Source organism: Nocardia alni (assembly GCF_019038435.1).
Classification (GTDB): Bacteria; Actinomycetota; Actinomycetes; order Mycobacteriales; family Mycobacteriaceae; genus Nocardia; species Nocardia alni.
Genome location: NZ_JAGPOX010000202.1, coordinates 1 through 13,952, shown reverse-complemented (window position 1 = coordinate 13,952; position 13,952 = coordinate 1). Strand labels below are relative to the sequence as shown.

The following is a 13,952-nucleotide window of genomic DNA, read 5'->3' as shown; positions in this document are numbered from 1 at the left end:
TCCGTCGTCGGCAGCGTCAGATGTGTATAAGAGACAAGGCTACCCACCCCACGGCTACGGCTATCCGCCCGCCGGATACGCACCGCGCTCGCCGTATGCCCACTGGATCCAGCGCGTCGGCGCGGCCGTGATCGACGGCCTGATCGTCGGCATTCCGGTCATGATCCTGGACTTCCTGGGAAATCTCCTCGGATATACGACGATCACCTGCACGACCGACGCCTACGGCAATCGGTTCTGCACCGGCGGCGACATCACCGCCACCGGCCTGGTCCTGATCGGTCTGGGCGCGCTGATCGGCATCGTCGGCGGCCTCTACCTGATCTACATGGAGGGCACCACCGGACAGACCCCCGGCAAGCGGGTGCTGGGCATCCGTCTGGTGCGCGAATCCGACGGGCAGGTCATGGGATTCGGCTGGGCCTTCGTGCGCGCCGTGTGCCACATCCTGGATGCCCTGCCCTGTTACCTCGGCTACCTCTGGCCGCTGTGGGACGAGAAGCGGCAGACCTTCGCGGACAAGATCATGAAGACCGTCGTCGTGCCGGTCTAATTACCGGACGACGCGGTATAGCCCCACGCCGCCCGCGCACCGGAATCGCCGATCCGGTACACCTGCACGCTTGCCGCCACCGAGGCGACGATGGCCAGCACCGCGACGATCCCGACCAGCACCCGCCCGAGCGGGCGCTGCCGGTTCTCACGCAGGTGCACGATCAGCAGCAGCAGCGAGGCCACCAGCAGCCCGATCGCGAAATAGATCATGGTGTCACCCAGGTGGGCATGCGTATGGATCGCAGGGCTGCGACCGATCTTGTGCTCCAGCCATTCCCCCGCACTGGTCGTGATAGGCGTCAGCACGACGCAGATCACCGACAGCACGACGACCAGCCAGATGAGCTTCTGCCGCGCCGTACGCCACACCGCGCACAGAATCGCCAGGATCGAGGCCAGCGGCACCAGCACTACGATGAAGTGGACCAGCAGGATATGCGCCGGTAGGCCGTTGAAGGTCGACATGCGTTACGGAACTCCTCAGCGAGTGCGGATCGTGACCGATAGCATTCTGCATATCGCCACTGTGGATACGCTGAGACTCGCGGGCGAGTTCACTCGAAACAGGAATTCCCCGAATATCCGCTCAGGCGGCTCGAGATCTTACGTCGCATCTCCTCGTTGGAGCGCGGGTAGCTCATGTGGTGACACGCCGATGGTGGGTGTCATGCTATTGGGCGTTGGGTGTGCAGGCCGACAGCACCACATGGGCCGCGCGCGGGGAGGCGCTCCCCAGGTCCGGGAACGGCGGCGCGCTCATGCCCAGCGCTTGGATCGACGACTGCTCGGCCTCGGTCTTGGACGGCGCCCATTTCCACGCGTACCGGCCGTCCGCGCCCTGCGCGACCGCGCCGCAGGCGTTGGCGAACTGAATGATGTTGTGGCAGTCGGCTCTTCCGCACTTGGCGTTGGCCGCCTGGATCGCCGACGGATAGTCCGGGTAGCCGACCGCATAGGCCACGACCCCCGTGTTGCTCGACAGCGAGAATGCTCCGTACTCATTCGCACTCGCGTGTGCCGCCCCCGCGAGAGCGACGTTGATCCCGGCGACCGATACGGCCGTGAAACCCACGGCGGCTATACGTCGCAGTCCCCCGGACCGCGCCTCGGACGACGACAGCGGCAATGACATCGAGGATCCCTCCCGTTCGAGAATGTGCCGGAGGGATCATCGCCGACGTACCGCGTATTGTCCATCATATTCCCACCACTGGGAATATGCGCCGATCGGCTTGCGCTACAAGCACATCGACGAAGGGCGTTACACCGTGAAGCCGAGGGCGCGCAGTTGCTCGCGGCCATCCTCGGTGATCTTGTCCGGGCCCCACGGCGGAATCCAGACCCAGTTGATCTTCAGATCTTCCACTAGGCCGCTGCGAACCAGGGCGTTGCGCGACTGGTCCTCGATGACGTCGGTGAGCGGGCAGGCCGCCGAGGTCAGGGTCATGTCCAGGACGGCGATCTCGTCCTCGATGCGCAGGTCGTAGACCAAGCCCAAATCGACGACGTTGATGCCCAATTCGGGGTCGACCACATCGCGCATGGCCTCCTCGATATCTTCCAGGCGGCTGATCTCCTCGGCCGTCAGCGCCGTCTCGGAGGGCGCCGCGGCGTCACCGGGGGCCTCGGCCGTATCTGTCGTCTGCGCACTCTGTTCGGCCACGTCGGTCACTCCCTCGTCATACCCGGCTGACACTGTCTGTTTGCCGCGCTCGGTCTCGCCGGCCACTCGCTCACTCATGGGCGGCTCCCCCGTGATTCTCCCCCGGCGTGGAGATGCCGTTGCCCATCACGGCTTTCCCATCTTCAGCTGCTGTAATCCGCACGACCGCGTCCTTGAACGCCATCCAGCCCAGCAGCGCGCACTTGACCCGCGCAGGATACTTCGCCACCCCGGCGAAGGCGATGCCGTCGCCGAGCACGTCCTCATCGCCCTCGAGGGTGCCGCGGCTCGAGATCATCTCGCTGAACGCGTCCACCACCTTCAGCGCCTGCTGCACCGGCATACCGATCACCTGGTCGGTCAACACCGAGGTGGAGGCCTGACTGATCGAGCAGCCCTGGCCGTCGTAGGAGATGTCGGCCACGTCGCCGTGCTCGTCGATCTGCACGCGCAGCGTCACCTCGTCCCCGCAGGTCGGGTTGACGTGGTGCACCTCCGCGCCGAACGGCTCGCGCAGCCCGCGGTGGTGGGGATGCTTGTAGTGATCCAGGATCACTTCCTGGTACATCTGTTCCATACGCATGGTTATGCAGCTCCGAAGAAGTTCTGCGCCTTCCGAACAGCCGCGACCAGCGCGTCGACCTCGTCGAGCGTGTTGTACAGCGCGAACGAGGCGCGGGCGGTGGCGGCGATGCCGAAGGCACGATGCAGCGGCCAGGCGCAATGGTGCCCGACGCGGATGGCCACACCCTCGTCGTCCAGGATCTGGCCCACGTCGTGCGCGTGCACGCCGTCGACGACGAACGACACAGCGCCGCCGCGGTTCACATTCTCGGTCGGGCCGATGATCCGCACGCCGTCCAGCGCGCCCAGACCGGCCAGCGCCGCGGTGACGAGCGAATGCTCATGCGCGGCAACCGCTTCCATCCCCGCCTTGGTGAGATAGTCGACGGCCGCGCCCAATCCGATGACCTGCGAGATCATCTGCGACCCGGCCTCGAAACGCTGCGGCGGCGGCGCGAACGTGCTGTGGTCCATGTACACGGTCTCGATCATCGAGCCACCGGTGAGGAACGGCGGGGTGTCCTCGAGCAGCGCGCGGCGGCCGTACAGCACGCCCACACCGGACGGTCCGAGCATCTTGTGCCCGGAGAAGGCGGCGAAATCCACACCCAGCGCGCGGAAGTCGACCGGCGAGTGCGGCACCGACTGGCACGCGTCGAGCACTACCAGCGCGCCGACTTCCTTTGCCCGCCGGACCAATTCGGTCACCGGGGCGATCGCGCCGGTCACATTGGACTGGTGCGTGAAAGCGACGACCTTGGTGCGCGGCGACAGATCCAGCGAATCCAGGTCGATCCGGCCGTCCTCGGTGACGTCGTACCACCGCAGCGTGGCGCCGGTGCGACGCGCGAGTTCCTGCCAGGGAACGAGATTCGCGTGATGCTCCACCTCGGTGATGACGATCTCGTCGCCGGCGCCGAGGCGGTAGCGGAAGCGATCGTCGGAGAACGCGTACGCCACCAGATTCAGCGATTCGGTGGCGTTCTTGGTGAAGACGATCTCGTCCGCGCCGACGCCGACGAACGCCGCGATGCTCGCGCGGGCGCCCTCATAGGCGTCGTTGGCCTCCTCGGCCAACGCGTGCGCGCTGCGGTGCACGGCCGCGTTGTGCGTGAGCAGAAAATCACGCTCGGCGTCGAGCACCTGCAGCGGGCGCTGCGAGGTCGCCCCCGAGTCCAGGTACACCAACGGTTTGTCGTCGCGCACCGTGCGGCTCAGGATCGGGAAGTCGGCTCGGATCCGGGCCAGGTCCAGGGCCGGGACTGCGACTTCCGATGCTGCTGTCATATCAGGCTCCTATGGCGGCTGTGTCAGCGTCGCGGCCCGCCGCGGCGGTGAAGCGCACATATCCGTTGGCGTCGAGTTCGTCGGCGAGTTCCGGGCCGCCCTCTTCGACGATGCGGCCGCCGACGAAGACGTGCACGAACTGCGGCTGAATGTAACGCAGGATGCGGGTGTAGTGGGTGATCAGCAGGATGCCACCGTCCTCGCGCTCCTTGTAGCGGTTGACGCCCTCGGAGACGATGCGCAGCGCGTCCACGTCCAGACCCGAGTCGGTCTCGTCCAGGATCGCGATCTTCGGCTTCAGCAGGCCCAGCTGCAGGATCTCGTGGCGCTTCTTCTCACCGCCGGAGAAGCCCTCGTTGACGCTGCGGTCGGCGAAGGCGGAGTCGATCTCGAGCTCGTTCATCGACTCGCGCACCTCCTTCACCCAGGTGCGCAGCTTGGGGGCCTCGCCGCGCACGGCCGTCGCGGCGGTGCGCAGGAAGTTCGACATGGAGACGCCGGGCACCTCGACCGGGTACTGCATCGCGAGGAACAGGCCCGCGCGGGCGCGCTCGTCGACCGACATCGCCAGCACGTCCTCGCCGTCCAGGGTGATCGACCCCTGGGTGACGATGTACTTGGGATGTCCGGCGATGGCGTACGACAGCGTCGACTTGCCGGAGCCGTTCGGGCCCATGATCGCGTGCGTCTCACCGGAGTTGATGGTGAGGTTCACACCCTTGAGGATGCGGATGGGCTCACCGGACTCGTCCGGGTTGGCGACCTCGGCGTGCAGATCTTTGATTTCCAGGGTGGTCATAAAGGCGGTACCTCTGTGTCTAAGGGGCGTGGGCTGGGTCAGACTCCGATGGCGGCGAGTTCGGCCTCGACGGCCGCCTCGAGTCGCTCCCGGACCTCGGGGACGGTGATCTTCTGGATGATCTCGTGGAAGAACCCGCGCACCACCAGACGGCGCGCGGCCTCCTCCGAAATGCCTCGGGAGCGCAGGTAGAACAGCTGCTCGTCGTCGAAACGCCCAGTGGCGCTGGCGTGTCCTGCGCCCACGATCTCGCCGGTCTCGATCTCCAGGTTCGGCACCGAATCGGCGCGGGCGCCGTCGGTGAGCACCAGGTTGCGGTTGGCCTCGTAGGTGTCCGTCCCCTCGGCGGCCGCGCGGATCAGCACATCCCCGACCCACACCGTGTGCGCGTCCGGCTTGTGGGAGGCCGGATCTCCTTGCAGCGCACCCTTGTACAGCACATTCGACTTGCAGTGCGGCACAGCGTGATCGACCAGCAGGCGCTGTTCGAAGTGCTGGCCGTCGTCGGCGAAGTACAGGCCGAGCAGCTCGGCGTCGCCACCCGGACCGTCGTAGCGGACGGTCTCGGTGAGACGGACCAGATCGCCGCCGAGAGTGACGTTCGTGTGGCGCAGAACCGCATCGCGGCCGAGCTTGGCGTGCTGCGCGGTGACGTGCACGGCGTCGTCGGCCCAGTCCTGCACGGCGACGGCGGTCAGCTTCGCGCTGTCGCCGAGCACGAATTCCACGTTCTCGGCGTATGTTCCGCTGCCCTGGTAGTCGATGACCACCGTGGCCGAAGCGAACCGGCCGAGGCGGACCTGCACGTGGCCGTAGGCTGTCTTGCCCTCGCCCGGACCGGTGACCGTGAGCACGATCGGATCCGCCACTTCGGCATCGTTGTCGATGGCGACGACAGTGGCCTGCTCGAAGCCCGAATATGCCTGCGCGGCAACCCGATCCGCGGGAATACCGGCCTCACCCAGACGCGAGTCGGAACGATCGACGGTCTCGACGCTCACCCCGGCGACGGCGCCCTGCACGAGCGACACTCGCTCGTAGTGCCGCGCACCTGCCGGACCCTCGGCATCCGGAACCTCGGCCCGCGAAATCAGGACAGCCTCGGCCTCGGTCGCGGCAACGCCGTCACGCACCGCACTTCCGTCGTGCAGCCCGCGCAACCGGCGAATCGGCGTGAACCGCCACGCCTCGTCACGCCCCGAGGGCACCTCGAACGCGTTGACGTCGAACGAGGTGAAGACCTCGCCCTTGTTCAGCGCAGGCACGCGCGCCTCGGCGGCGTCCGCGACATTCGACACGGCCGTATCAGAGACAGCCATCAGCCGACGGCTCCTTCCATCTGCAGCTCGATCAGGCGGTTCAGCTCGAGCGCGTACTCCATGGGCAGTTCCTTGGCGATGGGCTCGATGAAACCGCGTACCACCATCGCCATGGCCTCGTCCTCGGTCATGCCGCGGCTCATCAGGTAGAACAGCTGGTCCTCGGAGACCTTCGAGACGGTGGCCTCGTGCCCCATCGTCACGTCGTCCTCGCGGATGTCGACGTACGGGTAGGTGTCCGAGCGGCTGATCGTATCCACAAGCAGCGCATCGCATTTCACGGTCGACTTGGAACCGTGCGCACCCTTGTTGATCTGCACCAGGCCACGGTAGGAGGCCCGGCCGCCGCCGCGCGCCACCGACTTGGACACGATCGTCGAGGAGGTCTGCGGCGCCAGATGCAGCATCTTCGCGCCGGTGTCCTGGTGCTGACCCTCGCCCGCGAACGCGATCGAGAGCACCTCGCCGTGCGCGTGCTCGCCTGTCATCCAGACCGCCGGGTATTTCATGGTGACCTTGGAGCCGATGTTGCCGTCGATCCACTCCATGGTCGCGCCCGCCTCGGCCTTGGCCCGCTTGGTGACCAGGTTGTAGACGTTGTTCGACCAGTTCTGGATCGTGGTGTAGCGGCAGCGGCCGCCCTTCTTCACGATGATCTCCACGACCGCGGAGTGCAGCGAGTCGGACTTGTAGATCGGCGCGGTGCAGCCCTCGACGTAGTGCACGTAGGCGCCCTCGTCGACGATGATCAGGGTGCGCTCGAACTGGCCCATGTTCTCGGTGTTGATCCGGAAGTAGGCCTGCAGCGGGATGTCGACCTGCACGCCCGGCGGCACGTAGATGAACGACCCGCCCGACCACACGGCGGTGTTCAGTGCGGAGAACTTGTTGTCACCGGCGGGGATCACCGAGCCGAAGTACTGCTGGAAGATCTCCGGGTGCTGCTTGAGACCGGTGTCGGTGTCCAGGAAGATGACGCCCTGGGACTCCAGATCCTCGCGGATCTGGTGGTACACCACCTCGGACTCGTACTGCGCGGCCACACCGGCGACCAGGCGCTGCTTCTCCGCCTCCGGGATGCCCAGCCGGTCATAGGTGTTCTTGATGTCCTCGGGCAGGTCTTCCCAGCTCTCCGCCTGCTTCTCGGTCGAGCGCACGAAGTACTTGATGTTGTCGAAGTCGATGCCCTCGAGGTTGGAACCCCAGTTCGGCATCGGCTTGCGGCCGAAGATGCGCAGGGCCTTCAGCCGTGCGTCGAGCATCCACTCGGGCTCGTTCTTCTTGGCCGAGATGTCGCGCACAACCTCCTCGGACAGGCCTCGCTTGGCGCTTGCACCTGCGACATCCTTGTCTGCCCAGCCGTAGCCGTAATTACCCAGTGAGGCAATGGTCTCCTCCTGGGTCAGCGGCTGCGACTGATCGGTTGTCGTCGTCATTCGGCACTCCTTCCGGAGCTGTGCGGATCGGCCGCTGCGGGCTGCGCAGCGGTGTTCATCGGTGTTGTGCTTGTCGGATCGACCGTCGGGAAGAACAGGGGTACATGGGTCGTGCAGGCGCAGTCGCCGTTGGCGATCGTGGCCAGGCGCTGGACGTGCACGCCCAGCAGCTCACGGAACGCCTCGAGCTCGGCGGCGCACAGTTCCGGGAATTCCTCGGCCACATGCGACACCGGGCAGTGGTGCTGGCAGATCTGCACTCCCGCACCGACTTTGCGGGTCGTGGCGGCGAATCCGGCATCGCTGAACGCCTCGGCGATCTCCTCCGCCTTCTCCGTCGTACCCTCCGGGGTGTGCCCGGCCAGCGGATCGATATCCCCGACGATCGTGGACACCCGCTTGCGTGCGAAATCCGTGATCGCGGCCTGGCCGCCGATCTCGCGCAGCTGGCGCATGGCCGCACCCGCGAGATCGTCGTAGGCGTGACCGAGTCGGGCCCGGCCCGCCGCGGTGAGCTGGTACTGCTTGGCCGGGCGGCCCCGGCCCTGCTGCTGCCAGGGGGCCGACCGGGCGGCGCGCGCCTCGCCGGAGTCGATCAGTGCGTCCAGATGACGTCGCACCCCGGCCGGGCTCAGGCCCAGCCGCTCACCGATCGCCGTCGCGGTGACCGGGCCCTGCTCCAGCAGGAGCTGCACGATCGCCTCGCGGGTGTGGCCCTCGCCCGCCGGCGTGGCGGGCGCAGCACTGTCCCGGGCGCCGCCTCGGCGCTCGGACGCTGCATTCCGCAAACCCACGGTTTTCACAACACCAGTGTGACGGAATTATTTCCCGCGATCTAGTAAGGATGCCCTGAGCAGGCCGGAAAACCCGGACAAACGCCTGGTAGGCGACCGAAATCGGCGACCGCCCGGGCTGCGGATCACAGCTGCCGGCCGGCGCCGCGCGGTCGTGCGCCGATCGATATACCGAGCGGCCGTCCCACGAGAGCCGACCGGCGCTGCGGGACGACACGGATTCGGTTCGATCCCATCGCCGATCCTGTCACCCGGGCGAACTAGGCTCTCTCGCGTGGCGGTGCTCTCTGGCGTGACGAACTGGAACAAACTCCAGCGCAGATCTGTAGAACTCGGCCGTCGAGCGCTGGGTCTCGATGTTCCGGCCGCCGATCACACCATCGCCGCCCTGCACACCAACGAGGCCGAGGCGCCCGGGCTGGACGCGCGAGAGCTGGTGCAGTTCAGGCGCATTCGGCTGCTCGGCGCGACAGGCGCGGTGCTGATGGCGATCAGCGCGCTCGGCGTCGGGGCGCAGCCGGTGCACCAGAATCCGGTGTCGGGCATGCGGGTGGTTGGCATGTTCGCGCGCGCGGCCACCCCGACCCTGGCCATGTGCATGATCGGCACGGCCGCGCTGGTCGTGGCCTGGCTGCTGCTGGGCCGGTTCACGATCAGCGGGTTCGGCGGGCAGATGCGGCATCGGCTGAGCCGCTCACAGCTCGATCGCACATTGCTGCTGTGGATCATCCCGCTGTCGGTCGCGCCGCCGATGTTCTCCAACGACGTGTACTCGTATCTGGCGCAGAGCCAGATCGCCGAGCGCGGCATGGACCCGTACGTCGTGGGCCCCGAGGACGGGCTCGGCCTGGCCAACGTGCTGACCAACAACGTGCCCAACATCTGGCGCGAGACCCCGGCCCCCTACGGGCCGCTGTTCCTGTGGATGGGCCGCGGTATCGCCAAGCTGACCGGTGACAACATCCTCCTCGGCGTCTGGGAGCATCGGCTGCTCGAACTCGGCGGGGTGGCGTTGATCGTGTGGGCGCTGCCACGGCTGTCCCGCCGCTGCGGTGTCGCGCCGGTCAGTGCGCTGTGGCTGGGCGCGGCCAATCCCCTGGTGCTGTTCCACCTGGTCGGCGGCGTGCACAATGACGCGCTGATGCTCGGGCTGATGCTCGCCGGACTGGAATTCTGCCTGCGGGCCATCCACGGCAGGGACTCTCCGGGTGAGAAGCCGACCGGCCCGTTCACTCGGCAGGAGTGGATGCTGCTGCTCTTCGGCGCGGTGGTGATGACGTTGTCCTCATCGATCAAATTCACCTCGATCATCGCGCTGGGTTTCGTGGGCATGGCCCTGGCCCGGCGCTGGGGCCCCGGCTTGCGCCCGGTCCTGGCCGCCGCGGCGGTGCTCGGCGGGATCGCCGCGGTGACCACGCTGTTCGTGAGCTATGCCAGCGGCCTGGGTTTCGGATGGATCTTCACGCTGAACACCGCCAACGCCGTGCGCAGCTGGATGTCGCTGCCGACGGCGGTGGGCATCATTACCGGATTCGGCGGCGTGCTGCTGGGATTGGGCGATCACACCACCGCACTGCTGAGCATCACCCGGCCGATCGCCGTCGTGGTCGCCGGATTCCTGTCCCTGCGCATGCTCGTGGCGACCTGGACCGGCCGGTTGCATCCCGTTGGCGCACTGGGTGTTTCGATGGCCGCGATCGTACTGCTGTGGCCGGTGGTGCAGCCGTGGTACCTGCTGTGGGCGATCGTGCCGCTGGCCGCCTGGGCGACCACCCGGGTGTTCCGCGTTCCCGCGATCGTGTTGTCGGCCGTGGTGGGCATGATTCTGATGCCGCGCGGGGCGGACTTCGGCGTTTTCCAGATCATCGAGGCCGCGGCGGCGGGCATCGTCGTCGGGGTGGTGTTCGTCGTGCTCACCCGGAATGTGCTGCCGTGGCGGAGCCAGGCAGTGGCGCCGGTGCTGCCGACTGCGGCCGTGACGCACGGCGCTGAGTCGTGAGTGACGCGCAATGGAACGGGCGACGGGCACAGTGCGCTTGCCCTGGGCACAACACGGCCCGATACGCGACGCAGCCGAGCGGTCGTGAGGCGACCGCCGGCGCAGAGGCGCGCGCCAGGGGTGTCTGCTCGGTCACACGCACACACGGCATACGGTGTCAGTTCGTGAACGGGCTTGCGAGCGAACGATCGACACAGCGCGCCTCGAGGACGACCGAACCGAGCGTCGGCGAGGTGGAGTCGTGAGTGCAACGCAGCGGGGCGAACCGGGGGCACGGCGCACGATGGAACCGAGCGTCGATGAGGTGAGGTCGTGAGCGCGTCCGATACAGCCGTCAACGTCGACGGTGTCGTCAAGCGGTTCGGCTCGGCCAAATCCGAAGGCGCCGTCACAGCGGTGGACGGGCTGAGCTTCGAGGTGCGGCGCGCGGAGGTCGTGGCGCTGCTGGGGCCCAACGGTGCGGGCAAGACGACGACGGTGGAGATGTGCGAGGGGTTCACCACGCCCGACGCCGGGTCGGTGCGGGTGCTGGGGCTGGACCCGATCGCCGACACCGACGCGCTGCGGCCGCGCATCGGGGTGATGCTGCAGGGCGGCGGCGCGTATCCGGGGTCCAAGGCCGGTGAGATGCTGGACCTGGTGGCCTCCTACGCGGCACGCCCCCTGGATCCGGAGTGGTTGCTCGATACCCTCGGCCTGCGGGACGCACGCCGCACCCCGTACCGGCGGTTGTCCGGCGGCCAGCAGCAACGCCTCGCACTGGCCTGCGCCCTGGTCGGGCGGCCGGAGATGGTGTTCCTCGACGAGCCGACCGCCGGAATGGACGCCCAGGCACGGCATCTCGTGTGGGAGCTGATCGACGCCCTGCGCCGGGACGGGGTCGGCGTGCTACTGACCACCCACATGATGGACGAGGCCGAACAGCTCGCGGACCGGCTGGTCATCATCGATCACGGCCGCGTCGTCGCGGCGGGCACGCCCGCCGAGGTCACCTCCGCGGGCGCCGAGGGGCAGCTGCACTTCACCGCACCACCGAAACTCAACCTGAGTCTGCTGGAAACCGCCCTGCCGGAAGGTTTCTCACCGAAGGAAACCTCCCCCGGCTCGTACCTGCTCTGCGGCGACATCACACCCCAGGTGCTGGCCACCCTCACCGCCTGGTGCGCGCGAATCGACGTGCTGCCCACGGATATACGAATCGACCAGCGGCGGCTCGAGGACGTGTTCCTCGAGCTCACCGGGCGGGAGCTACGCAGTTGACCGCGCCACGAACCCCGTCTCTCCCCCACACGACCACACACCCGGCACAGTCGGACTCCCATTCGAACGGAGGGCACACCCGGTGACCGACAATGCCGCCACCACCGCACGTTTCGCACCCGGCACCTTCACCCCCGACCCACGCCCCGCCGCACGCCAGGCGATGCTGGCCGCACAGACCCGCATGGAGCTGATCCTGCTGCTGCGCAACGGGGAACAGCTGCTGCTGACCATGTTCATCCCGATCGCCATGTTGATCGGCCTGACACTCCTGCCGCTGAGCAGCCTCGGCGCGCACCGGGTGAACCGAATCGTCCCGGCGGTGATGATGGTCGCGATCATGTCCACCGCCTTCACCGGACAGGCGATCGCCGTCGGCTTCGACCGTCGCTACAACGCCCTGAAACGCCTGGGCGCCACCGCATTACCCCGCTGGGGCATCGTCGGCGGCAAATGCGCGGCCGTCCTGATCGTGGTCATCCTGCAGTCGATCCTGTTGGGCCTCATCGGAGTAGCGCTCGGCTGGCGCCCCGAGATAGCGGGTCTGATCTTCGGCGCGGTCGTCATCGCCCTCGGCACAGCCACATTCGCCGCGATGGGTCTGCTGCTCGGCGGCACCCTGAAGGCGGAAATCGTGCTGGCCCTGGCGAATATCGCCTGGTTCGTGATGCTCGCGATCGCGAGCCTGGTCTTCGCGGCCGGCGACATCCCCAAGCCGCTGAGCATCATCGCCCGGTTGATCCCCTCGGGCGCACTCGCCCAAGCCCTGGATCAAGCTCTGCGCACCGGCACGGACTGGTATGGGCTCATCGTGCTGGTGGTCTGGGGCGGCGTCGCGGGCTGGCTCGCCACCCGCTACTTCAAATTCGACTGATGCGTATCAGGAATCATTGGGCACCCCCGTTCGGGCAGCTCGGCTACTACTGGTTCTTGACGTTCGAGAAAATCCCGGAACTGCACTCCCACGTGACGGAATGCCAAGCGTCGATCGACTTCCCGTACTACGATTTGGTGCCGCTGGACAGGCTCCATCTCACTCTGGACAGGATAGCTCCGGCGCAAGATCTCGCCCGTGATCAAATCGATTCGATAGAGACCTCGATAAAACGCGCATGCGAGCATCTTCCGCCGTTCCACATCGAGATCAACCGTCTCAACGGCGTCGGCAGCGCAGTGGCTTTCAACGTACAGCCTGCCCAATCAGTCCACGATCTCCGCGATACGCTGCGCTCGGCAACGACAGCAGCCTGCCCTGGCATATCGCTGAAACCGCCTAAAACCTCGCCACCGCATATAACAATTGCTTATGCGAACTCCGATGACGTATCTGCTGCGGATGCGATGACTGCGATCGACAAAGTGAACGCGACCGTTCGAAGAGTAGAGATCAAAGTCGACGAGGCCGTTATGGTCCTACTGGACCGAGAACAGCGCGCCTACTCGTGGCAAGTCGTTTCGCGGGTTCCGTTGGGTGGACTGGCCGGGCGATGAAAAGACACCCCTGCTGACATCAATGCTTTTGCCGCCGTCTATGGATCGCTGGCGACTGCGTTGAAATCGGCCGATCAGCGTCAGCCAGCGATTCCAGATCTGTCGAGCGGGCGGGCCAGGAGAGCTGTTGCGGCCGTAACTACAAGCAGGACAGCCATATACACCGAGAATACCGTTGCGTGGGAGCCGGAGAGTTCCTTCAGAGCAGGAGTGGTACCGCCGAAGACGGCATTGGCGATGGCGTACGGGAGTGCCATCACCGTTACGCGGTACCGGGCGGGGGCGACAGCGGCCGAGGCACCGGTCAAAGTCGCCGACAGAGTGGCAACGCAGACCGCCGCACCAATCATGAGAATCCAGTAGGTGGTGACCGTCGCGGAGTTCATCACCTGCTGCATCGGAACCGTCGCTATCGCCAGGATCAGCGACGCACCCGCCATCCAGCGCAGCACACCAACCCGTTCCGCCAGCCAACCCCAGACGGGAGCGATCAGCATGAAGGCCAGCTGCGACACCACCCCCGCCCAAAGCACCTGACTGTCAGGCATTTTCAGCACACTGATCGCGAAACTCGTTGGGGCGGCAATCCATAAGTAGTATGCGGAAAGCGAGCCCGCCGTCAGCCCCGCAACGGCCAACGTCGGCCAGAGCAGTGCGCGCCGCTGTAACCGTATCGAACCCCAACCCACCCCCGCCTCCGATTCCAACACAGCAGATTTTCCAAAACCAACCGCACCCCGCCCCCTTGCCGCATCCAACCGCACTCCAGCAGCACTCCCAGCCAG

The 13,952-nt window shown here is 66.6% G+C and carries 15 protein-coding genes; 5 read left to right on the top strand and 10 right to left on the bottom strand.

What is annotated here, in order from left to right; translation table 11 throughout:
- A partial coding sequence (locus tag JZ791_RS47360; protein WP_216902726.1) for an RDD family protein occupies positions 1-553 on the top strand: 553 nt, incomplete at its 5' end.
- On the opposite strand, the gene JZ791_RS40660 is transcribed toward JZ791_RS47360, so the two are convergent.
- The 9 genes from JZ791_RS40660 to JZ791_RS40620 form a co-directional block, all read right to left on the bottom strand.
- A complete protein-coding gene (locus tag JZ791_RS40660; protein WP_216902724.1) occupies positions 550-1,020 on the bottom strand; it encodes a DUF2231 domain-containing protein in 471 nt (156 codons plus the stop codon). The genes JZ791_RS47360 and JZ791_RS40660 overlap by 4 nt on opposite strands.
- A 205-nt stretch (positions 1,021-1,225) precedes the next feature.
- The gene (locus JZ791_RS40655) at positions 1,226-1,687 is read right to left on the bottom strand and encodes a DUF4189 domain-containing protein (RefSeq protein ID WP_216902722.1); all 462 of its coding nucleotides are present in this window, start codon (positions 1,685-1,687) and stop codon (positions 1,226-1,228) included.
- Between the two features lie 129 nt (positions 1,688-1,816).
- Positions 1,817-2,227: a metal-sulfur cluster assembly factor gene (locus tag JZ791_RS40650; protein WP_438804626.1), complete on the bottom strand. Its 411-nt coding sequence runs from the start codon at positions 2,225-2,227 to the stop codon at positions 1,817-1,819.
- A 61-nt stretch (positions 2,228-2,288) separates the two neighbouring features.
- Entirely contained in the window at positions 2,289-2,801 is a 513-nt protein-coding gene (sufU, locus tag JZ791_RS40645) for a Fe-S cluster assembly sulfur transfer protein SufU (protein WP_216902718.1), read from the bottom strand.
- A gap of 2 nt (positions 2,802-2,803) precedes the next feature.
- Positions 2,804-4,069, bottom strand: coding sequence for a cysteine desulfurase (locus JZ791_RS40640; protein ID WP_216902716.1), 1,266 nt, complete (start codon positions 4,067-4,069; stop codon positions 2,804-2,806).
- A 1-nt stretch (position 4,070) separates the two neighbouring features.
- Entirely contained in the window at positions 4,071-4,868 is a 798-nt protein-coding gene (gene sufC, locus JZ791_RS40635; protein WP_216902714.1) for a Fe-S cluster assembly ATPase SufC, read from the bottom strand.
- A 38-nt stretch (positions 4,869-4,906) separates the two neighbouring features.
- Entirely contained in the window at positions 4,907-6,187 is a 1,281-nt protein-coding gene (sufD, locus tag JZ791_RS40630) for a Fe-S cluster assembly protein SufD (RefSeq protein ID WP_216902712.1), read from the bottom strand.
- The gene (gene sufB, locus JZ791_RS40625; protein WP_216902710.1) at positions 6,187-7,623 is read right to left on the bottom strand and encodes a Fe-S cluster assembly protein SufB; all 1,437 of its coding nucleotides are present in this window, start codon (positions 7,621-7,623) and stop codon (positions 6,187-6,189) included. The genes sufD and sufB overlap by 1 nt, the downstream gene beginning before the upstream one ends.
- Complete coding sequence (locus JZ791_RS40620) at positions 7,620-8,417, bottom strand: helix-turn-helix transcriptional regulator (protein WP_438804625.1); 798 nt, start codon at positions 8,415-8,417, stop codon at positions 7,620-7,622. Before JZ791_RS40620 ends, sufB begins: the two co-directional genes overlap by 4 nt.
- 274 nt (positions 8,418-8,691) lie before the next feature.
- Between JZ791_RS40620 and mptB the strand changes: the two genes are divergently transcribed.
- From mptB to JZ791_RS40600, 4 genes are all read left to right on the top strand, one after another.
- Positions 8,692-10,416, top strand: coding sequence for a polyprenol phosphomannose-dependent alpha 1,6 mannosyltransferase MptB (mptB, locus tag JZ791_RS40615; protein WP_438804624.1), 1,725 nt, complete (start codon positions 8,692-8,694; stop codon positions 10,414-10,416).
- Positions 10,417-10,728: 312 nt separating this feature from the next.
- A complete protein-coding gene (locus JZ791_RS40610) occupies positions 10,729-11,676 on the top strand; it encodes an ABC transporter ATP-binding protein (RefSeq protein WP_216902706.1) in 948 nt (315 codons plus the stop codon).
- Between the two features lie 82 nt (positions 11,677-11,758).
- Positions 11,759-12,550 (top strand): ABC transporter permease, encoded by a 792-nt coding sequence (locus JZ791_RS40605; protein ID WP_308163423.1) that lies wholly within the window; start codon positions 11,759-11,761, stop codon positions 12,548-12,550.
- Positions 12,550-13,167: a 2'-5' RNA ligase family protein gene (locus tag JZ791_RS40600; RefSeq protein ID WP_216902704.1), complete on the top strand. Its 618-nt coding sequence runs from the start codon at positions 12,550-12,552 to the stop codon at positions 13,165-13,167. The genes JZ791_RS40605 and JZ791_RS40600 overlap by 1 nt, the downstream gene beginning before the upstream one ends.
- An 80-nt stretch (positions 13,168-13,247) precedes the next feature.
- Here JZ791_RS40600 and JZ791_RS40595 read toward each other — a convergent pair.
- The coding region (locus JZ791_RS40595; protein ID WP_498049416.1) for an MFS transporter at positions 13,248-13,952 on the bottom strand (705 nt) is incomplete at its 5' end.